An 18,815-nucleotide genomic window follows, 5' to 3' on the forward strand; every position below is an offset into this window, starting at 1 on the left:
TCGTTTGATAAGATTGATTATTTGTTGTAATTTTAGCTAACGATCAATTTTACAAGATGAATGAGTTAGGAAAGCTTGCGAGTCAGGCTATGATTTCTCCAAAAGAGATGCTGTTTGAGAAGAAAAAGAATGCAAAAAGTTTATTTATTGGCATTCCAAAAGAAATCTCGCTTCAGGAAAAGCGAATTTGCCTGACACCATTAGCGGTTGCATTATTGGTAGAAAATGGGCACGAAGTAATCATTGAGACGGGAGCAGGAGCAGGAGCCAATTTTTTGGATCACCATTATAGTGAGCAGGGAGCCCGTATTGTATCTTCAAGAGAAGAAGTGTACCAAGCGGATCTGATCATCAAGGTTGGCAGCCCTGTAATTAGTGAAGTCAAGCTGATGAAAGAAAGACAGCTTTTATTATCTTCTCAGCAACCTTCACTTATGAACTTGGATGTCTTAAAGGCATTAATGCATAAAAAAATTACCGCAATTTCTTACGAATATTTAAGAGATGAGGGCGGTTGCCTAGCTGTGGTTCGTGCTATGAGTGAAATCGTAGGGGCGACGGCAACTTTAATTGCTGGAGAGTATCTGAGCAATGCATTTGGAGGCAAGGGACTGATGCTCGGCGGCGTTACCGGGGTAGCCTCGACCGAAGTTGTTATTATCGGCGCAGGGACCGTTGGTGAACAAGCTGCTCGGACGGCTTTGGCGCTAGGAGCAGAGGTAAAAGTATTTGATAATTCGATTTATAAACTTAGACGCCTACAAAATAACCTGGGTAGTCGTGTGTTTACATCTGTTATACAACCTATTATTTTAAACAAAGCCGTGATCAGTTCAGACGTTGTTATCGGTGCTTTACGAGCGCTTAATGGACGTTCCGCTTGCGTGATTTCGGAAGAGACCGTTTCTAAAATGAAACCCAATTCCGTTGTTATAGATGTAAGCATTGATCAAGGTGGTAATTTTGAGACTTCGGAGGTGACCTCTCACGATAAACCTATCTTTCGGAAATTTGATGTTATTCACTATTGTGTTCCTAATATAGCGTCTCGGGTAGCGCGAACAGCCACCTATGCCATGAGCAATATCTTCACTTCGATTTTGCTCGATTTCGCTGAACTCGGGGGATTGAAAAATGCCATTTGGAAGAACCCTGGTATTCGAAGTTCCATTTATTTGTATCAAGGTAATCTGACGAATATAGATATGGCCTCCAGGTTTAATATGACAGCAAAGGATTTAGATTTATTAGTCGTCTCTTCGTTATAAATTCTAAGCGTATCCAGCTGCTTCTTGATCTACTCCATGCAGATGTTGCATGTAAAATGGAAGGATATTTCTAGTAAATATAATTTTGCGATCTTTTTTAAATGTTATTTAAATGAAAAAAGTTTTTATGATTTTATGTTCCTTGATCTCGCTTGTTAAAGCGCAGGAGGCAATCAACCTTTATGCAGATTCTATTCCAAATGCGACTGATAAAGAGCAGGTAAATTTAGAAAAGAACGTCCCCAAGCTATTTGCCTATACAGCAGATAAAAGTGTCGATAAAAATATCGCCGTACTGGTTATTCCTGGGGGCGGGTATGCTCATATCGCAATGGATCATGAGGGACATGCCGTTGCTAAAGAGTTGGTGAAAAATGGGTATTCGGCATATGTTTTGCAATATCGATTGCCTTCGCCGAATATCATGCGTGACAAATCTATAGGGCCTCTTCAGGATGCGCAGCGGGCAATGCAATTGATCAGAACCCTGCACCCCGGACTTCGAAAGGTGGGGGTTATCGGATTTTCCGCAGGCGGACATTTGGCTTCCACTTTAATAACGAAGTTTAAGAAAGACTATATAGTGAATCCTTCACATGTATCCCTAAGACCTGATTTTGCTGGATTAATTTATCCTGTAATCTCTATGCAAAATGATATCACACACAAAGGTTCGCGTATAAATCTCATCGGAGAAAACCCTTCAGAAGACCAAATCAACCTTTTTTCTTCCAATTTGCAGGTATCTCCTGAAGTTTGTCCGGTTTTCTTTGTACATGCCAAAGACGATACAGCTGTACCGATAGAAAACAGTTATAGAATGATTGCTGCTCTGGACAAGTCAAAAGTACCCAACAAGCTTTATACCTTTGAGCAAGGGGGACACGGTTTTGGATTAATTAACAAAACTTCGGATAAGTTATGGTTTGACGCATTTTTATCTTGGCTTGATACACAGGACTAAGCTATGCAATTAATGGTCAAAAGAGATCCAGTAAGATATTGTTAGGTCAACAGCCTGTTGTTTTTGTGGAATTATTTGCGATGTAATAATCGCATGTAAGTTAATCTCATTATTGCTGACGACGATTTCATAATAAAAACCTCTGAATCGGACATCTTTCACAAAAAAAGTAGACTGCTCGGCAGGACTGATTGAGATCCATTCTTGATGTATCGCGATTGGTTTTTCGCTTGCTATGCCTAAATTTTGAGCTTGCTCAACCTGTAATATATTGCTTTTTGCCAATAATTGGGCAGTATAAGGGTGCGATGGATTGCTGTACAATACATGTGGGTTGTTTTGATCCAGGATTTTGCCAGATTTCATCACAATAAGATTATCTGCCAGGGCAAGTACTTCCGTCGGATCGTGTGAAACTAAAATGACGGTTAGCCCGGTTTCTTTAACAATATCCTTGATGTCCTGTTGTAAGGTATCCCTAAAAGAGGCATCGACCTGATTGAATGGTTCATCCATAAGTAAGACTTCAGGCTCGTTGATTAGTGCACGACAGATTGCGACGCGTTGTTTTTCTCCGCCACTGATGTCGGCTACTCTTTTTTTAGCGAGGTGATCAATCCGTAGACGTTGTAATATTTCCGCAGTTTTGTCTTGTTTGCGTTTGATATCTGTGTTTGGCAATTGGGAAGCAACATTATCCCATACATTGGCATACGTATTCAAATCGTCAAAGCCTTGCGAGACTAATTTCATGGCATCATGTCCGGGGATCAGCTTGTCCTTGCGCGTCGGGACCTGCCAACCTTTATAGCGCACAATGCCACCAGTTGGTTCCAAAAGACCGTATATAAGTCTAAGCAAGGTACTTTTTCCACTACCAGATTCACCAATGATCGCTGTTATTTTTCCTTCGTCGATATCGAAAGAACTATTTTCAACAGCAAACTGCATATTGTTCTCATGAAAGGAAAAGCTCAAGTGTTCGGCATGTATAGCCGCTAATCCGGGCACATGGATATCAGTTGGAATATATTGACAAGAGGATGAATGAGCCATAGTAGGGAGTCGAAAAAAAGGTAGTTAACGAATAGAAATTTGACGTGTTGTTGCATCTAGGATGCTAATATGTATCTCTTTTGCTTCTTCAGGAAGTAAGTTGGGGATTTTCTCCGGCCACTCAACAAAGCAATAAGCACCTGAATAGAAATATTCCTCATAACCAAAATCGAATGCCTCCTGTTCATCTTTAATGCGGTAAAAATCAAAGTGATATACGGGGCCAGCTGGAGACTCATATTCATTAACAATGGAGAATGTTGGACTAGATGTACTATCTTGTACATTCAATTGTTTACACAGGTGTTTTACAAAAGTTGTCTTTCCTGCTCCCATGGAACCATATAATAGAAAAATCCGGTCCTTTGGAAAACTATTTAAAAGTGTCTGAGCCGCTTGAGATAGATCTGCTGTGGTATTTACAATAATTTCCATGTTGCAAAATTACTATTTCGGTAGGTATGTCGCAAAGGGGATAATCATTTCTTCCAGCGATATTCCACCATGTTGGAATGTTCCATTAAAGTAATTGACAAATTGATTGTAGTTGTTGGGGTAAACAAAATACGAATCTTCTTTGGCAAAAACGTATGTTGAACTTACATGAAGTTTAGGCAGCTGCGCCTCGTGGGGATTTTTGATAGCAAAAACATCTTTGTCAATATAGTTCAGGTTTTTCCCTTGCTTATATCTCAAATTTGTATTTGTGTTGCGGTCACCAACTATTTTACTTGGTTTTTTTACCCGGATCGTGCCGTGGTCGGTTGTAATGATCACACGAACTTTCTTTTGAGAGAGCCATTTTATAACCTCTAATAAAGGTGAGTGTTCAAACCATGACAATGTAAGCGAGCGATATGCCGCTTCGTCGTTTGCTAATTCACGAATCATAGAGCTGTCTGTACGTGCGTGAGAAAGCATGTCAACAAAGTTATACACCAATACATTCAGTTGATTGTGCATCAAATTACCAAGATTGTCTAACACATCCTTTCCTTGTTCCAGGGTCAAAATTTTCGTGTAGGAGTGTTTTATGGACTTGCGGTAAAGTCGTTTGATCTGATCTTCCAAAAATTTATCCTCATATAAATTCTTGCCGCCTTCATCTTCATCGTTTTGCCATAATTTCGGAAAGCGTTTTTCCATTTCCAGTGGAGTTAAGCCACTAAAGATGGCATTTCTAGCATATTGTGTTGCTGTTGGTAAAATACTGTAATAGGTTATCTCCTCCTCAAGTCTAAAATAATCGGTAATGACCTCATTGATAATTTTCCATTGATCGAAACGCAAATTGTCTATTAGAAAGAAAAATGTCGGTATATGATCTTCTATGGTCGGAAATACCTTCTTCTTAAATAGCTGGTGGGATAGAATGGGCGCGTTTTCGGGACGATTAATCCATTGTATATAGTTGTTTTCAATAAATTTTGAGAATTGCATGTTTGCTTCGGATTTTTGCATCGTCAGAATTTCATGCATATTGTTATCTTCAAGCTTTTCGAGAGACAATTCCCAGTAGACCAATTTTTTGTAGACTTCTGACCATTGATTGAAATCCAAATTGTCATTTAGAATCATCCCTAAATTGCGGAAGTCTTGTTGATAGGCCATGGATGTTTTCTCATTGACAAGACGCTTGTTCTCCGTTAATTTTTTAATTGTCATCAAGATCTGCTTGGGGTTGACCGGCTTGATCAGATAATCATCTATTTTGGAGCCGATGGCATCTTCCATGACATGTTCTTCTTCGTTTTTTGTAACCAGAACAACAGGGACAGTAGGGTTGATCGATTTGAGTATAGCAAGTGTTTCGAGCCCGGTTAGCCCAGGCATATTTTCGTCTAGGAAAACGAGGTGGAAAAAACCATTCTTAAAGGCTTCAACGGCATCATTTCCATTGTTGACCGTGTCAACTTTGTAACCTTTGCTTTCTAAAAATAATATGTGTGGTTTTAGAAAGTCAATCTCATCGTCAGCCCAAAGGATATGTGTTTTTTGCATCTTGTTATTATATGTCTATTAGTAGAGGGGAGGATCGGATTTTCGATCTCATGCTAACATAAGCAAATATCGTGCTTTAGATTTTATTTTTAACATTTCTTAACGGTGAACTAACTATCTTTGTTTTAAGTTTATACTAGTGTTACCCAAGGCTTCGTAATTAAAGCGCTCGGTTTCATAATTTATAGTGTTGATGATCGTATTAATTTGTCGCCACGTTGAACAAAAATAAAATTATTAATGATCCGGTATATGGATTTGTCGCTATTCCTACAGGATTGGTCTTCGACTTAGTGCAACATCCTTATTTTCAAAGGCTCCGCTATATTAAGCAGGTGAGCATGACGCATCTTGTCTATCCCGGAGCTTTACATACTCGTTTTCAGCACGCCATAGGGGCGATGCATTTGATGTCAATGGCTTTGGAAACTTTGCGGAGTAAAGGTGTCATCATTTCTGCGGATGAAGAGGAGGCTGTTCTTTCGGCAATTTTGCTGCATGATATCGGTCATGGTCCTTTTTCCCATTCTTTGGAGCATAGTTTGATTGAAGGAGTTTCACATGAGTTATTGTCCTCCCTGTTGATGGATCGTATCAACCAGGATTTGGACGGAAGGTTAAGCTTGGCAATTACAATCTTTAACAATAAATATGAACGCAGATTTCTCCATCAATTGGTGTCGAGCCAATTGGACGTTGATCGAATGGATTACCTCAATAGAGATAGTTTTTTTACCGGTGTATCGGAAGGCGTGATCTCATTTGATCGTATCATAAAAATGCTCAATGTCGTGGCGGATGAAATCGTGGTGGAATATAAAGGGCTGTATTCTGTGGAGAAATTCCTGATTGCACGACGGCTCATGTATTGGCAAGTCTATTTACATAAGACCGTTATCGGTGCTGAACAATTATTGATTAAAATTCTGCAGCGGGCAAAATATTTAACGGCTACTGGTCATAAGCTCTTTTCTACCCCGGCTTTTCATTGGTTTTTAAGCCAGCAGGTCAACAAAACTAATTTTTTGGATGACCCGTTACATTTGGATTGGTTTACTCGTTTAGATGATACGGATATTATGTCTGCGATAAAAACATGGGAACATCATGAGGATTCTATTTTAAGTACAATGTGCCAGCGCGTTATGAAACGTAATCTATATCGCTCTGTCATGAGCAATAAACCATTCTCGCCAGCATATGTAGATTTAGTGAAATCGAAAGTACAAGCTGAGCTGGGTGTGGCTCAGGAGGATATTCATTATTATGTATTTATGCAGGAAATTCAAAACCGTGCCTATAATTCTTCCAAGGATCAAATAAAAATATTATTGAAATCCGGTGAGCTCGTGGATATAACAGAGGCCTCTGATCTAGGGAATTTAGAAGCACTATCGAAAAATGTGGCTAAATACGCCTTATGTTATCCAAAAGAGGTGGGATATGTTGCAATTACTTCCATCAAGTAGTTATTTTTTAATAAAAAAACATAGATTTGTACCATGCAATTTACTGCTCAACAAATAGGGACATTATTAGAAGGACGGATTGAAGGAAATCCAGAAGTTACTGTAGGTAACCTTGCCAAAATTGAGGAAGGTAAAAAAGGCGATCTTTCTTTTTTGTCAAATCCAAAATATGAGCATTTTATTTATACTACTGACGCCTCGATTGTAATTGTGAATGAAGATTTACAATTGACCCAAGCAACTAAGCCGACTTTAACGATCATACGGGTGAAGAATGCATATGCTGCTTTCTCTACTATTCTGAATATGTATAATGAGTTCCGTCTTGACAAAAGCGGACGTGAGGAGCCTCATTTTATACATACTGAAGCGGAGATCGGCCAAGGAGGTTATATCGGTGCATTTGTATATATTGGACGCGGAGCTTCCATTGGAGATAACGTGAAAATTTACCCACAGGTCTATATTGGCGATAAAGTAACGATTGGAGATAATACAACACTCTATCCAGGGGTGAAGATTTATCATGATTGTAAGATTGGGAAAAATGTCGTCGTACATTCTGGTGTTGTGATTGGATCGGATGGATTTGGATTTGCACCACAAGAAGACGGAACATATAAAAAAGTACCTCAGATTGGTTATGTGCAAGTGGAGGATAATGTTGAGATCGGCGCCAATACAGTAATCGATAGAGCAACAATGGGTGCTACAATCGTGCGTGATGGTGTTAAGTTGGATAATTTGATTCAAATTGCACATAATGTTGATATTGGAAAGAATACTGTGATCGCAGCGCAAACAGGTATTTCTGGTAGCTCAAAAATTGGAGAACATGTGGTTTTAGGAGGCCAGGTTGGGGTTGTTGGTCATATTGTTGTTGCAAAGGGCTCTCAAATCCAGGCGCAATCAGGAGTGAATAGATCGATTAAAGAAGAAGGTAAAAAGTGGGGCGGTACACCAGTGATGCCTTATCAGCCTCAATTGCGTTCTAATGTGATTTTTGCACGCCTCCCTGAGTTGGAAAAACGAATCCAAGAGTTAGAAAAGTTAGTAGAAAAAAAATTGAAATAATTATTTTTCATTGAAAATAAACTGTTCTTTAATGGTGATGAAATAAGCATTCCAGGCACGGCTATGGCAACATCGATGTAGCTTAAGGAATAAATGTTTTGTCAAAAGAAGTTTTGATTTAAAAATATGTTATTAGAAATGAATGTAAAACAGCGAACCATCAAAAACGAGGTTGAAATTTCGGGGGTAGGTCTTCATACAGGGAAAATTGTATCGATGACGATCAAGCCAGCTCCGGAAAATCACTGGTTTAAGTTCAGACGTGTAGATTTAGCGGGACAACCAGAAATTTTGGTTGATGCGGATAATGTGACGGATACCTCCAGAGGGACGACAATAACGCAGAATGGAGCAAGTGTGAGTACAATTGAACATTTGATGGCATCGTTAATTGGTTTACAAATCGATAATGTGCTGATTGATATTGATGGCCCTGAAATACCCATACTCGATGGTAGCTCAGCTATTTTTGTGAAGTTGCTGGAGGAAGCGGGATTTGAAGAACAAGATGCTGACCGGGATTATTATGAGATATCCAATAATATCCATTATGCAGAGCCAGATCGCAAAGTTGAAATACTGGGTATGCCGATGGACGGGTATCGTTTGACTTGTATGATCGATTTTAATTCGCCGGTGTTGGGAAGCCAACATGCCGCAATAACATCGATTGAGGACTTTAAATCAGAAATAGCCTCTTCACGTACGTTTTGTTTTTTACACGAATTGGAAATGTTGGTTGATCATGGCCTAATTAAAGGTGGTGATTTGAGTAATGCAATCGTTATTGTGGACAAGGAGACTTCTCCTGAGGAATTGCAGAAATTAGCGCATCTTTTTCATAAAGAAACCGTTGCAGTTGCTAAGGAAGGAATATTAAACAATAATCAATTGCGTTACCAAAATGAACCTGCTCGACATAAATTGTTGGACATGGTTGGAGATTTGGCACTTGTCGGAAGACCTTTGAAAGGGCATATTATGGCTGCACGACCAGGTCATGCAGCGAATGTGGCTTTTGCAAAAAAGATAAAGGAGCAGATCAAAAAAGATAAAACACGTAAAAAAATTAAAGTTTACGATCCCAATATGCCTGCATTATACGATACAGTAGAAATCATGAAGATTTTACCGCATCGTCAGCCCATGCTTATGGTCGATAAAATTCTTGAGTTGACGGAAACACATGTGGTGGGTTTGAAAAATGTTACCATGAACGAAGATCTATTTATGGGACATTTTCCTGGTGCGCCATTATTTCCCGGGGTTTTGCAGGTAGAGGCTATGGCACAGACAGGGGGAATTTTAGTGCTGAAGACGGTTCCTGATCCAGAGAATTGGCTGACCTTATTCCTTAAAATTGAAAATGCACGTTTTAAAGCGCAGGTAACTCCAGGGGATTCTGTTATTTTTAGATGCGACTTGATGGAGCCGATCCGAAGAGGTATCGCAAAAATGAAAGGTGTGGCTATGGTAGGAGAGAAAATTGTGTGCGAAGCGGAGCTTATGGCACAGATCGTAAGAGTAAATAACAACTAAAGTAGTATAGATGATACAGCCATTAGCTTATATTCATCCGGAGGCAAAAATTGCAAAAAATGTGGTCATCGAGCCATTTGTAACCATTTATAAAGATGTCGTCATTGGCGAAGGCACTTGGATAGGATCAAATGTGACGATCATGGATGGAGCTCGAATTGGAAAAAACTGTAAAATATATCCCGGTGCAGTAATCTCTGGCGAACCTCAAGATTTAAAATTTGATGGTGAGATTACGACAGCCGAAATTGGAGACAATACAACCATTCGTGAGTGTGTAACAATCAATAGAGGAACTAAGGATAGGTATAGAACGGTCATTGGAAAAAATTGTTTGATCCAAGCGTATAGTCATGTTGCACATGATTGTGAAGTAGGTGATAATTGTGTTTTTTCGAACAACAGTACACTTGCTGGACATATTACAGTGGGCGATTATGTTGTACTTGCTGGGATGGTCGCTGTTCACCAATTTGTTAAAATTGGTTCGCATGCATTTGTTACCGGTGGTTCATTGGTACGTAAGGATATTCCACCTTTTGTTAAGGCCGCGCGTGAACCGATTTCTTATGCGGGTATTAATTCTGTTGGATTGAGAAGAAGAGGATTTTCGGAAGAGCAAATTGCCGAGATTCAGAATCTTTATCGCATTCTTTTTGTTCAAAACAGAAATCTGGCTAAAGCAATAGAAATTATAGAAGCTGAATATCAGGCAACGGAAATCCGTGATGAAATTTTGGATTTTATTCGAAACTCAGGCCGGGGTATCATGAAAGGATTCAATAATAGAGCGATGTAGTCGCTTTGTCGATTCTAGTGAATTTGAAAATTACATTAAAAGATATTGGTAGGAGGTATAACAATGAATGGATTTTTAGGCATATAAACTATACCTTCGAGTCCGGCAAGAGTTATGCCATCCTTGGCCATAATGGTTCAGGGAAGTCCACTTTCTTAAAAGTGCTTTCAAGTAGTTTGACACCCTCAGCGGGTGAACTGATCTACACCGATGGAGACCAAGTCCTGGGTGTGGATACGATATATCAGCAGCTGTCTCTCGCAGCTCCTTATGTTGAACTGATCGAGGAATTTACCTTAAACGAGCTGATTGATTTTCATTTTAAATTTAAAAATTATCTTCCTTCTTTTGATAAAGCAACTGTTGTAAAGCTATTGGGATTGGAACATGCGCTTGACAGAGAGATCCGTTTTTTTTCATCAGGTATGCGTCAACGTGTCAAGCTAGCGCTAGCTTGTTGTTCTGCATCTGCCTTGGTTTTGTTGGATGAGCCTACAAGTAATTTGGATAGTGCGGGTGAACAATGGTATCTTCGTTTAATTGAGCGTACAAAATTGGAGTCTAGATTGTTTATCGTCTGTTCGAACCAAAAAAAAGAGTATGAATTCTGCGATGAAAGTATTTCTATAGTCGATTTTAAGTCTTAGGGAGATCGACAATTTGTTGCTATCACATCGAAAATAGGCGAAAAGTTCTTGTCCTGTATTAAAAATAGTTACTTTCAATAAAACCGTCAAGACTGTATCATCATGAGCAGCTACAAAAGTGAACTGAAGGTTCTCTCCGGCCAATAAAAACAAACAGGTTCAGAAAAAAAGTAGCGAATGAAATTTTAATAACACAATTAGTTTTTGTACTTTTGACGACTCAATAATGAGATAACCGTTTAAAGTTCAATTCAAAGAATGGCTAAGGCATCAGAGGTAAAATCAGGAAATATCTTAAGATTTAACGGAGAATTAGTATCCGTAGAAGAATATATACACCGCACACCAGGTAATTTACGCGCGTTTTATCAAGCGAGAATGCGTAATGTTAAAACTGGTAAGTTAGTTGAATACCGTTTTAGAGTTGACGAATCTGTAGAAATAGCGCGTGTAGAAACTAGCGATTATCAGTATTTGTATGAGGATGGAGATTTCTTCGTGGTAATGGATAACAATACCTACGAGCAATTCAATATTCCTAAATTTTTGTTCGGTGATTCAGCTCGTTTCTTGAAAGAGGGAATGACTGTAATTATTGCTTTTGAAAGTGATGAGCCTATCATGGCAGAAGCTCCAAAAAGTGTTGAGTTGGAAATTACATATACTGAACCGGCTGTAAAAGGAGATACTTCTACAAATGCATTGAAAAAAGCAACTGTAGAGACTGGTGTTGAAATTATGGTGCCGTTGTTCATTAATCAAGGTGAGAAAGTAAGAGTTGATACGCAAACAGGTAATTATATCGAACGCGTAAAATAATACAAAGATTTTAGGTTTAGGTTGATTATTCGGTCTTGTTAGCGCTCGCTACAAGGCCGTTTTTTTTTACAAAAGTTTCAACTGAGTTGAGCATATGGTTTTCGATTCTGAATAAGAATTTCTAATGGCTTTTGAAGATCAAATAAAAATTGAATTGGGAGGAATGCTATTTTTGATTAATCGTGGCATAAGTGGTAGACTTAAATGGGGATTTTGGTGAAGAAGGGAAATAAAATTTAGAAATAACTATTTTACAAATGAAATCAAAACAAGAATTACGACTTGAGTATAAAACTAAGCGTTGTCAATTGTCTGTAGAGACAGAAACTACGCTCAATGAACGACTACTTTCGCAGTTTACAAAGCTTGATCTGTCGGAGGTCGAATTTTTGCATATTTTCATTCCCATAGGGAAATATCACGAACCCAATACATATTTAATAATCAACTATATTCAAGAATCTTTTCCACAGATAAAGATCGTCGTTTCGCGATCTAATTTTGAGGACTATTCGATGCAACATTTCATATTGGATGAGCATACCCTATTTGAGACGAACAACTGGGGTATTCCTGAGCCAGTATCCGGCATTAAGGTGAATTCATCGCTTATTGATATGATTATAGTTCCTTTGTTAATTTTTGATCTTTTGGGCTACAGGGTAGGTTACGGAAAAGGGTTTTACGACCGTTTTTTCTCGTCCTGTAAAGTTGATGTGCAGCGTGTTGGACTATCTTTTTTTGATCCAATTGATGTTATTGCGGATAAAAATGAATACGATGTCCAATTGACGCAGGCCATTACGCCAGATCATATTTATCATTTTTTTGATAAGTAGTTGGTTGATTTTGTCGCATGCTGATTTAATTAAAATTATTTTTTATTTTTATTGCGAAATTCAATGCCTGCGCCGATATGTTTCGATATCTTCTATTTTTTCTTTTCCTAGCAATCATACCTTGTCATGTGGTCTATGGGATGGATTTAATGGATTCCAATTCCTCGATAGAAGAGAAGAACTTTTACGAAACAATTATAAAAGAATCAGCGCAGTATCAATCCTCCAGTCTGTCGTTGAGTAAATATCTTGCACCATATTTTAGTCAGGCGGTACGAAAAAATGATAAGGCGCTTTTGGCAATCTATTATTGTTTACTGGCGGATCAGTCGTTTAATGACGAAGGCGCAAGAAATAACTTTAGTGATAAATACTATTTAAAAGCGCTGGACCTTGAAGAAGGCTATAGCTACCAAAATGTACGCGTTTGGGTAAAAGTGATGTATGGCTTTTACCTATATCGATGCCTGAAAGCCTCTGAGGCATTACCTTTTATTTTGGAAGGGGAGAAAGGATTAGAAGATGTACCTAAAGAACTTGTTTTAGACCTAACTCAAACGTACAAGAAGCTTGGCTATTTTTTTGGAACCTTAGGTGATTATATTTCTGGAATTAAATATCTGGATTTAGGGCAACGACAAGAACAAATTTCGCCGAGATTGAAAGCTGAAATCTTAGACAATTTAGGTGTATTGACGCTGAAAAGTGGTGGTGATACCTTGCAGGCGATGAAAATTTTTGAATTGGCGCAGACGTTGGCACTTTCAGAAAATGACTCATTACGCTACGCGAAGATTTTAGGTAATCAGGCTGCTGTGTTCGAAGGGATGAAGGATTACCATAAAGCCTTATTGCTCCTCGATAAGGATCTTGAGATCTCAAGATCACTTGGTAATGATAGAAATACAATTTTCGCCTTAATGATGCGAATTCGTTTAGATATAGCGAATAAGGAAACGAAAGATGTCCGTCCTATGATTGCGGAAGCTGAATCGCTTTTGTCAGGCTCGGATGATAAGAAGACCATACTTGAACTGGAAATTCACAAGTTGAATTTGGCCATGCAAAGTAACGATATCGGTCGTGAGCTGAATGCACGAAGACGGATAGAACGCCTCCAAGACTCCCTACGCTTTTTAGATGGTGATCCAGTATTGACCCAGTTGAAGTTTATGGCCGATAAGCAAAAGTATGCCGATAAGTTATCGCTGGCGCAAGCTGTTATTAAGAAAAAGCAAGCTGAGAGACGATTATGGGTCATAATAAGTTTGTTAGTACTGGTGGTATTCTTTTTTATTTATAATGCGGTTCGATACCGTGCGAGAAAACGTATACGTGACTATGAATATCAGCTTCTTAATTTAAAATATACAAAAGCGGAATTGGACAGGGAACTGGTGAGCTCTAAAAGCCAGGTGGAAGAGTACGTCGCTTACCTTAAGCGGAATAATGAACAGATCAATGTGCTTTCTGCTATGCTTGAGGAAAAAGGGAATGTTGTTGAAAAAGATCGTGAGGAACTAAAAATATTGTTGCAGTCACATCTCATCACTGAAGAGAAATGGCAGGAATTTAAATTATTGATTGTAAAAGAATTTCCCAATTTACTGCAGGATATACAATCCAGATTTCGCGATATAACGGAATCCAATTTGAGGGTAATTGTACTTATGAAACTGGGGTTAAATAATAAGGAAGTAGCCAACGTATTGGGCGTCACTCCAGACGCCATAAAAAAATCTATGCAGCGCTTGAAAAAGAAGCTTGGAGATCAAGCCGGGGTGCTTATGGACTATATTTCCGACAAGGAGTTTGTTTAATGTCGATCAACGGATGGCCGAGGGACCTTTTGGAGGACAAGTTGAGATCGTATTGTGGCCGGCTTTGACCTGTATGCAAGGTGAGTCCACAGTGAGTCCACGTTGAATCTACCTTTTTAAGTGCTTTCATTGTGCTGGTACGTTTTTTACAAGTTGGGAGCAAGCAGAACATAAGGCGGATTTGGCTATAAGGTATTTGCAAAAAAGACCCTTGAAAATTGCAAGATTTAAAATCCTCGTTTGACTGCTATTTGTAAATCACTAAAAATCAGGCTGATGTTTGGTTTTCAGGCTTTCCCTTAGTAAATTGAAGTATGGGAGTCAATGATAATGGATTTATCAGGGGGCTGGTTGGTCCTCTCGTAAATAGAAAAGTTGGTGACAAAAATTATGTTCAGAGTAGGCCAAAGCCTGTCAAACAAAAGGAAGATACAAAAAAAGCAGGGCGGGAGTTTGGAACGGTGAGCCGTGCCGGTGCACTGATTCGAACGTATCTTAGTGAAATCCATCAGCAGCTCCACGATGGGCAGATGGGCAATCGCCTTAATAGGCAGATCTACCGTGTGATAAAGACAAATCTTGATCGCGAAAAAGGCAGTCGAACACTGAGTAACTGTGTACTGGATCGCTTGGTAAATTTTCAATTCAATGAAAACTGTCCAACACAGGACTATCTTTTTATCGATCCTGCCATTTCACTGAGCAAAAAGAAAAAACTGAAGGTGTCTTTTCCGGAGTTTGATATGAAAAGAGCCATGATCCTTCCTAAAAGATGTAATGCCATTGTATTCAAATTTCAAGCATTCGCATTCAATTTTGATCAACTTAGATCTGTCGTCATTCAAGACACGGAATGGGAATATGATGTGAAGTATAAAGAGAACATCATACCGGAAAAATCCTTGTCCATACCATGTGGTGATTTTGTAGGCAGTTCTATTTTTGTTGGCTTTACTATTTTATATCTCGCGAAAGATCGTCGTCGGCCAAATATACTCAACGAAAAGGATTTTAATCCAGCTTCGATTCTAACTGCTTTTCAGCTTGAATGATGTGGTTGGAAGGATTCGAAAGAAGGGATGTCGAAGGACTCGTACTGCCAAAAATATGACCGTCTTAGTTTTTAAGACGGTCATATAACGTTAAGCTAAGTATTATGCTTTGTTGCCGCACAATAGGCTACTTTTAATCCAATGGATTTTCCTTCAGATTTTTTTCCCATGCCCAGGCAGAAGCCATCATTTCATCAATACCAAGTGCTGCTTTCCAATGCAACTGATTAGCTGATTTAGTAACGTCGCCATAAACCTTGATAATATCTCCATCACGACGTGGACCAAATTCGTAATTCAGTTTTTGTCCAGAAGCTTTCTCAAAAGCTTTGATCGCTTCAAGGACAGAATATCCGTTTCCAGTTCCCACATTAAAGACATCGTATTTTCCGTTCGGGTTGCCTTGTTCCAACAATCTGATTGCTGCAACGTGAGCTTTTGCTAAGTCAACAACATGGATGTAGTCGCGGATACAAGATCCATCCGGTGTGTCGTAATCAGAGCCAAATACCGTTAACTTTTCTCTTTTTCCAATGGCAGTTTGTGTGATAAATGGAAGCAGATTCTGAGGAACGCCGTTTGGTAATTCACCGATCAAAGCCGACTCATGTGCACCTACTGGGTTGAAATAACGGAGTGCGATAATGTTGTAGTTATCATATGCAGCGGCAGTCTCCTGTAAAATTTCTTCCGCAATTTGTTTTGTGTTACCATAAGGAGAGGTTGCCTTCTTCACGGGAGCACTTTCGTCGACAGGTAAATAGTCTGGCTCACCATATACGGTACAGCTTGAAGAAAAGACAAAATTAATCGGCTTATTTTGATATGCTTCTAATAAGTTGATTAACGAGAAAAAATTGTTGTGGTAATATTTTAAGGGCTTCTGTACAGATTCACCTACAGCTTTAGAGGCCGCAAAATGGATAATGCCCGAGATATCGGTATTGTTTTTTACAAATTCATTCACGCGGTCTGTGTCACAAAGGTCAAACTGGTGAAATTCAGGTCTAACGCCGATGATCTTCTCAACCTGATCCAAAATTTTGATGTTTGAATTGGACAGATCATCCACGATGACAGGCACATATCCTGCTTGATGTAGTTCGACCACTGTGTGAGAACCGATATAACCTGTTCCTCCTGTGACTAATATTTTTTTGTTCATTATTGTTGATTATAGTAAGTAAAGTCTTTATGTGATAACGTATCCAAAGGGATCTTTTTGTAAAATGCTATGGTTTTTTTCAATCCTGTTTTTCGATCTATTTGAGGCTCCCAGGCTAATTTAGATTTCGCCAGGTCAATATCAGGTTTCCGTTGTTTTGGATCATCAACCGGCAATGGTTCGTAGACGATTTTACTCGAGCTGTCTGTCAATTCAACAATTTCATGGGCCAATTGCAGTAGGCTGATTTCGTCCGGATTACCAATATTTATAGGTGTTGCACAAGTTGAATGCAACAAGCGAAAAATGCCTTCGATCTGATCGTCAATATAACAGAATGATCGTGTTTGCGAACCATCCCCAAAAATCGTAATGTCTTCCCCCCGAATCGCCTGTGCGATAAAGGTAGGAATAGCTCGGCCATCATTCAGACGCATTCTGGAACCAAAGGTGTTAAATATCCTGACAATACGGGTATCCAGACCATGTACATTATGATAGGCCATTGTTATTGCCTCCTGGAAACGCTTCGCTTCATCGTATACACCGCGAGGTCCAACGGGATTTACGTTGCCCCAGTAGTCCTCGGATTGTGGCGAAACAAGTGGATCGCCATAAACCTCAGAGGTGGAGGCTACTAATATGCGTGCTTGTTTGGCGCGTGCAAGGCCCAAGAGATTATGTGTTCCCAAAGATCCGACTTTCAATGTTTGTATCGGAATTTTAAGATAATCAACGGGACTGGCTGGCGAAGCGAAATGCAAGATATAATCCAAGTGTCCGGGAACGTGGACAAATTTCGATACATCGTGATGATAGAAATCGAAATTTTCCAACTTAAATAGATGTGCTATATTCTGTAGATCTCCGGTAATCAGGTTGTCCATTCCAATGACATCGTAACCTTCCGCAATAAAGCGATCGCAAAGGTGAGAACCGAGGAAGCCAGCTGCTCCTGTTATCAAAATCCGTTTGCTATGTTTATTTTCCACTCAATGGTTCCGTTTAATGAAATGGGTTTAATATCTTTGACTAAGATAAACATTATTTTAAAAACATGCGTTTGCTTTATTCAATTGGAATCTTTCTTTATGGACTCTTACTGCGTATTTTGGCTCCTTTTCACGCCAAAGCCAAGCTTATGGTAGAGGGGCGAAAAGACTGGTATTCGAGGATGAAACAAACGGTTGATTCTTCCCAAAAACATATTTGGTTTCACTTTGCATCATTGGGCGAATTTGAGCAGGGAAGACCTGTCCTGGAAGCGGTGAAAAATAATTATTTGGATCATAAAATAATTGTAACATTTTACTCTCCCTCTGGCTACGAAATCAGAAAAAACACCGCTTTGGCCGATTATGTTTTTTATCTCCCCTATGATACTGCTCAGCATGCACGGCTTTTTCTCGACATGATCAATCCAAGTTTCGCTGTGTTCACGAAATATGAATATTGGTATTATTTTTTTGAAGGCCTACATAAACGGGGCATTCCCTTGTTTCTGATCTCAGCAATATTTAGACCCGATCAGATCTTTTTTCAGGCTTATGGTACTTTTTTTCTGAAAATTTTAAGTTTTGTGACTTACTTCTTTGTGCAAAATGAAGAAAGTGTACGTCTTTTGAAAGAATATGGGATACGGAATGCTGGGTTAGCCGGAGATACACGTTTTGACCGCGTGGTAGACATTCCTAAAAATAGAAAAATGATTTCCGAGATCAGCCAATTTGTTGGTGAAAGTCCGACGCTTGTCGCAGGAAGTACCTGGCCGGAAGATGAACAGGCTCTACAGGAATTGCTTCAGGGTTATTCAGACTATAAGCTGATCTTGGCGCCACATGAAATCAATGAATCACATTTGGCGAGCATTTTTAACCTTTGGCCGAAGGCGCTCCGCTTTTCGGAGATGGCTAGCTACGATGCCGCATTAGTTGCCGATTCAAAGGTGCTGGTTATCGATAACATTGGTATGCTTTCGTCTTTGTATGGCTATGGCCAACTGGCTTATATTGGTGGTGGTTTTGGCGTAGGGATACATAACACACTCGAGGCTGCAACGTATGGCATACCGGTGCTATTTGGTCCAAATTTCAAGAAGTTTCAGGAGGCGAAAGAGCTCGTGCAAAATGGATCCGGTTTCGCCATTGGTAGTGCTAAAGAACTAAAGAAAGTCTTTGCTGTTCTACAAGATCAGGCTGTCCGTCAAGAGGCGGGAAAACTGGCCCGTGCGTATGTGCTGCAGAAGGCCGGAGCAACAGCAATTATAATGAAATACCTCAAAAGCAATTCCGTGAAAATATAAG

At 39.4% G+C, this 18,815-nt stretch carries 17 protein-coding genes; 12 read left to right on the plus strand and 5 right to left on the minus strand.

The genetic code is table 11. The annotated features are described in order from the left end of the window. The first annotated feature begins 56 nt into the window (after positions 1–56). Together B3P16_RS03635 and B3P16_RS03640 are read left to right on the plus strand one after the other, a co-directional pair. Positions 57–1,268, plus strand: coding sequence for an alanine dehydrogenase (locus tag B3P16_RS03635; RefSeq protein ID WP_070561706.1), 1,212 nt, complete (start codon positions 57–59; stop codon positions 1,266–1,268). A gap of 112 nt (positions 1,269–1,380) precedes the next feature. Further along, positions 1,381–2,232, plus strand: a complete 852-nt coding sequence (locus B3P16_RS03640) for an alpha/beta hydrolase (protein WP_070561704.1) — start codon at positions 1,381–1,383, stop codon at positions 2,230–2,232. A 9-nt stretch (positions 2,233–2,241) separates the two neighbouring features. Here the strand turns inward: B3P16_RS03640 and B3P16_RS03645 are convergent, their stop codons facing one another. From B3P16_RS03645 to B3P16_RS03655, 3 genes are read right to left on the minus strand one after another with little or no spacing between them, the layout of a single operon-like run. Further along, positions 2,242–3,288 (minus strand): ABC transporter ATP-binding protein, encoded by a 1,047-nt coding sequence (locus tag B3P16_RS03645; RefSeq protein WP_286841475.1) that lies wholly within the window; start codon positions 3,286–3,288, stop codon positions 2,242–2,244. A 24-nt stretch (positions 3,289–3,312) separates the two neighbouring features. After that, positions 3,313–3,723: a tRNA (adenosine(37)-N6)-threonylcarbamoyltransferase complex ATPase subunit type 1 TsaE gene (tsaE, locus tag B3P16_RS03650; protein WP_070561699.1), complete on the minus strand. Its 411-nt coding sequence runs from the start codon at positions 3,721–3,723 to the stop codon at positions 3,313–3,315. Positions 3,724–3,735: 12 nt separating this feature from the next. Beyond that, a complete protein-coding gene (locus B3P16_RS03655) occupies positions 3,736–5,289 on the minus strand; it encodes a bifunctional response regulator/alkaline phosphatase family protein (protein WP_070561696.1) in 1,554 nt (517 codons plus the stop codon). Positions 5,290–5,507: 218 nt separating this feature from the next. On the opposite strand from B3P16_RS03655, the gene B3P16_RS03660 reads away from it, so the two are divergent. From B3P16_RS03660 to B3P16_RS03700, 9 genes are all read left to right on the plus strand, one after another. Continuing rightward, complete coding sequence (locus B3P16_RS03660; RefSeq protein WP_070561694.1) at positions 5,508–6,758, plus strand: HD domain-containing protein; 1,251 nt, start codon at positions 5,508–5,510, stop codon at positions 6,756–6,758. A gap of 33 nt (positions 6,759–6,791) precedes the next feature. Continuing rightward, positions 6,792–7,832 (plus strand): UDP-3-O-(3-hydroxymyristoyl)glucosamine N-acyltransferase, encoded by a 1,041-nt coding sequence (lpxD, locus tag B3P16_RS03665; protein WP_046674769.1) that lies wholly within the window; start codon positions 6,792–6,794, stop codon positions 7,830–7,832. A 138-nt stretch (positions 7,833–7,970) separates the two neighbouring features. After that, positions 7,971–9,371 (plus strand): bifunctional UDP-3-O-[3-hydroxymyristoyl] N-acetylglucosamine deacetylase/3-hydroxyacyl-ACP dehydratase, encoded by a 1,401-nt coding sequence (locus tag B3P16_RS03670; protein ID WP_175441947.1) that lies wholly within the window; start codon positions 7,971–7,973, stop codon positions 9,369–9,371. Positions 9,372–9,381: 10 nt separating this feature from the next. After that, positions 9,382–10,170, plus strand: coding sequence for an acyl-ACP--UDP-N-acetylglucosamine O-acyltransferase (gene lpxA / locus B3P16_RS03675; RefSeq protein WP_286754761.1), 789 nt, complete (start codon positions 9,382–9,384; stop codon positions 10,168–10,170). A 17-nt stretch (positions 10,171–10,187) separates the two neighbouring features. Continuing rightward, positions 10,188–10,817, plus strand: coding sequence for an ABC transporter ATP-binding protein (locus B3P16_RS03680; RefSeq protein ID WP_312524535.1), 630 nt, complete (start codon positions 10,188–10,190; stop codon positions 10,815–10,817). A gap of 258 nt (positions 10,818–11,075) precedes the next feature. Next, entirely contained in the window at positions 11,076–11,636 is a 561-nt protein-coding gene (gene efp, locus B3P16_RS03685) for an elongation factor P (RefSeq protein WP_046674772.1), read from the plus strand. A gap of 257 nt (positions 11,637–11,893) precedes the next feature. Beyond that, positions 11,894–12,475, plus strand: coding sequence for a 5-formyltetrahydrofolate cyclo-ligase (locus B3P16_RS03690; RefSeq protein ID WP_286754763.1), 582 nt, complete (start codon positions 11,894–11,896; stop codon positions 12,473–12,475). A 77-nt stretch (positions 12,476–12,552) separates the two neighbouring features. After that, positions 12,553–14,295 carry a helix-turn-helix transcriptional regulator gene (locus B3P16_RS03695; protein ID WP_147281992.1) on the plus strand — a complete coding sequence of 581 codons (1,743 nt, stop codon included), beginning with the start codon at positions 12,553–12,555 and terminating at the stop codon, positions 14,293–14,295. A 314-nt stretch (positions 14,296–14,609) separates the two neighbouring features. Beyond that, positions 14,610–15,347: a hypothetical protein gene (locus tag B3P16_RS03700; protein WP_286841476.1), complete on the plus strand. Its 738-nt coding sequence runs from the start codon at positions 14,610–14,612 to the stop codon at positions 15,345–15,347. A gap of 133 nt (positions 15,348–15,480) precedes the next feature. Here B3P16_RS03700 and galE read toward each other — a convergent pair whose 3' ends face one another. Further along, positions 15,481–16,512, minus strand: a complete 1,032-nt coding sequence (galE, locus tag B3P16_RS03705) for a UDP-glucose 4-epimerase GalE (RefSeq protein WP_046674775.1) — start codon at positions 16,510–16,512, stop codon at positions 15,481–15,483. After that, complete coding sequence (locus B3P16_RS03710; protein ID WP_286841478.1) at positions 16,512–17,504, minus strand: UDP-glucuronic acid decarboxylase family protein; 993 nt, start codon at positions 17,502–17,504, stop codon at positions 16,512–16,514. The genes galE and B3P16_RS03710 overlap by 1 nt, the downstream gene beginning before the upstream one ends. Before the next feature lie 65 nt (positions 17,505–17,569). Here B3P16_RS03710 and B3P16_RS03715 point away from each other — a divergent pair, with 65 nt between their 5' ends. Further along, on the plus strand, positions 17,570–18,814 hold the full coding sequence (locus tag B3P16_RS03715) for a 3-deoxy-D-manno-octulosonic acid transferase (protein WP_286841480.1): 1,245 nt from the start codon (positions 17,570–17,572) through the stop codon (positions 18,812–18,814). The last annotated feature ends 1 nt before the right edge of the window (position 18,815 follow it).

It is taken from the genome of Sphingobacterium sp. UBA7631 (genome assembly GCF_002483935.1).
GTDB lineage: Bacteria > Bacteroidota > Bacteroidia > Sphingobacteriales > Sphingobacteriaceae > Sphingobacterium > Sphingobacterium multivorum.